The 1,259-nt window shown below is 68.5% G+C and carries 2 protein-coding genes; both read left to right on the forward strand.

Annotated features, from left to right (window positions below):
- A partial coding sequence (locus tag D1643_RS11035) for a C40 family peptidase (protein ID WP_201751112.1) occupies window positions 1-764 on the forward strand: 764 nt, incomplete at its 5' end.
- A gap of 198 nt (window positions 765-962) precedes the next feature.
- Window positions 963-1,259: twin-arginine translocation signal domain-containing protein (locus D1643_RS11040; RefSeq protein WP_160710647.1), on the forward strand; the 297-nt coding region annotated here is incomplete at its 3' end.

Genomic DNA, 1,259 nt, shown 5'->3' on the forward strand with positions numbered 1-1,259 from the left:
ACCTCAAGGCCGAGGTGGAGCAGCAGAAGGCCGAGTACGCCGAGCAGGAGCGCGTCGCGGCCGAGAAGGCGCAGGAGATGGAGGCGGTGGTAGCCGAATCCGAGCGCCTAGTGGCCCAGACGCAGTCCGTCTACGACAACCTCTCCGCCGAGGCCGCGCAGCTGCTGGCCCAGGAGGAGGCCGCCCGCGAGGAGCAGCAGCGCCGCGAGGCCGAGGCCGAGCTGGCGCGCCAGCAGGCCGCCGACCCCACGGGCACGGGCGGCGCCCCTGCCGCGGGCACCTCCGGCGGCAGTTCGACGAGCGGCGGCTCGTCGAGCACCTCCTCGGGCAACGGATCGACTGGCGGCGGCTCGTCGAACACGTCGTCAGGCGGCAACTCGACCGGCAGCGGCTCATCGGGCGGATCAAGCAACAACAACTCGCGCCCCCAGACGGTCACCGGCAACGTCGTGGTCGACCGGGCCTACTCCCAGCTGGGCAAGCCCTACCGCTACGGCGCCGTGGGCCCGGACTCCTTCGACTGCTCGGGCCTCGTGGGCTATGCGCTGACCGGCAGCTTCAGCCGTTTCTGCTCCACCGGCACCATCATCGGCTGGCCGCGTGTGACCAACCCGCAGCCCGGCGACATCTGCGTAGTGCACAACAGCCGCCGCCAGCACACCGGCGTCTACATCGGCGGCGGCCAGATGATCCACGCCCCCTATACCGGCGAAGTGGTGAAGGTGGCCGCGGTCACGAGCGACATGGTCTACGTGCGCTACTAGCCGCACTGCGGGCCCGGCGCCTGCGACCCCATCGGGGCCCCACGGGGCCCCGTCTCATTCCTCCCCATAACCACGCGGCTTTTATCTGGGGTTATGGAGCATGGGTTACGCCCGCTCGCTAACGGGACGCGCATGGTAAAATAGGTGGCAGTTTGCACTTAAACACACCCCGTGCTCAATCTAGGAGGAACCCAACTGATGAGCGAGCATACCAGCGCACTGAGCAGACGAGCCTTCATCGGCGCCGCCCTCGCAGGCACCGCCGCCCTCACCCTCTCCCCCACCATCGCCCTCGCCAAGCCTACCGCCGCCGAGAAGCAGGCCGAGGCGGAGAACGCGCTCAACCAGCTCAACGCGATGCAAGAGAAGCTCGACGTGGCTTCAGCCAACTACTTCACCGCCCTTGACGAGCAGCAGCAGGCCCAGGCCAAGATGGACGAGGCCCAGGCGCGCATCGACGAGGCCAACGGCCAGATCGACGACCTCCAGGGCAAG

This window comes from Enterorhabdus sp. P55 (genome assembly GCF_009911695.1).
In the GTDB taxonomy this organism is placed as follows: domain Bacteria; phylum Actinomycetota; class Coriobacteriia; order Coriobacteriales; family Eggerthellaceae; genus Enterorhabdus.